Source organism: Ornithinibacillus halophilus (assembly GCF_900129485.1).
GTDB classification, from domain to species: domain Bacteria; phylum Bacillota; class Bacilli; order Bacillales; family Amphibacillaceae; genus Ornithinibacillus; species Ornithinibacillus halophilus.
The window spans coordinates 1-1,401 of the sequence record NZ_FQVW01000103.1 but is presented as its reverse complement, the minus strand read 5'-3'; the positions used below and the strand labels follow the sequence as shown (position 1 = coordinate 1,401).

At 36.7% G+C, this 1,401-nt stretch carries 1 protein-coding gene; it reads left to right on the top strand.

Features of this window, described 5'->3' with window-relative positions; translation table 11 throughout:
• Positions 1-332 precede the first annotated feature (332 nt).
• Positions 333-1,106 carry a hypothetical protein gene (locus BUB12_RS17500; RefSeq protein ID WP_084063402.1) on the top strand — a complete coding sequence of 258 codons (774 nt, stop codon included), beginning with the start codon at positions 333-335 and terminating at the stop codon, positions 1,104-1,106.
• Positions 1,107-1,401 lie beyond the last annotated feature (295 nt).

Below are 1,401 nucleotides of genomic sequence, written 5' to 3'. Positions count from 1 at the left end.
AAGTTCTTTTTTAGCATATTCATAATTACTTCATATTTCCCTTCTTCTCTACCCTCTTCCCTTCCTTTTCTATACCCTCTCTTCTCCCAAGAATTTGGTAGTTCTAGGTTTTCATCCGCATTGTCCAATTGTTTCACCTTTTCCACGAGCTCTTCCTCCTCTTCATTTGTTAATATTAAATATGAGTCAAAAAAACTACTTATAAACCTATTTTCGGCAGGATTTAATTCCATGCGCACGAGCATTTTTAGAAATTCCATCTTCACTTCTACTTTTTCTTCGTCCGTATACCTACTCTTATCATGGGAAAATTAAACTTAGGAGGGGTTCTCTTGTTACATTCATTAAAAGCATCAAGTGGAATTAGTAAGGCAGCAGCAGTTGTTCTCTTTATTGGCGGATTTATTACTGCCAAAGAATTTGCTATTATTATAATTGATCTTTTCACTCCGTGGTTGCCTAAAATACGGTATTTGTGGGAAGTTTTAATAAATGGCTACTACGGATGGGGGCTGCACATTGGTCTTTTATTATTCATTGGATCCATTATCTTTCTATATAAGCGAAGGGAAATTATCACAACTCCTCAAACGATTGTACGGGTCGTTGTAGCAGCAATAGCGTTTAGTGGTTTAATTGCTGGATCTTATCACGTAGTATATGATGAACTGATCGGTGAATTTGACACGCTATTTATAGATGACAAGCTACTTGGTGAATTTGGATTTGGTTATCATATTGGTTTATTCATTTTTCTTGCCGGAACATTATATTTACTAATTCCTCAGTTTCAAAAAAGAGAAAAAAATCATAACTACAATACAAACAAGCCTGAACCTATAGTAAACGAGGAAACAAAACCAACTTATAAGGAGGCAAGTGATTTGAGGAACGGGCAACTTTCTGTATGGCAATGGGTAGGTACGTTACTATTATTAGCTATACCACTTGTTAACTTAATTTTACTGCTAATTTGGGGATTTGGTGCCGATAATCCACGAAAAAACTTCTCACTTGGTGCACTAATTTATTCAGCAATTATTATCGTGATTAGCTTCTTGTTTTTCTTTTTTATCCTTCTTCTATCAAATATTGCAATGTATTAGGACACGGGGGTTTACTGTCCCAGTCTGAGGGATAACTCCTGCCCCTGACTCCCATGCTATTTTTACACGGTTGCCTTCTCCCCTATTTTCTCTGTGCATTCCTTTCAAAGTGGGGGCGGTTCTTGTTTGTCATTTATAAAGAAAGTATTTCTGGGACGTGGATTTGCCACGCCCCACATGGTTTTCTGAACCAAGCTTTATCTATAGTTAGGTCCTACATCTCATCTCTCATCTTTTCAATTTCTTCCTTAGCTACATTTGTTGCCTCCGAAATCATTTCAATAGGAAAGTTCTT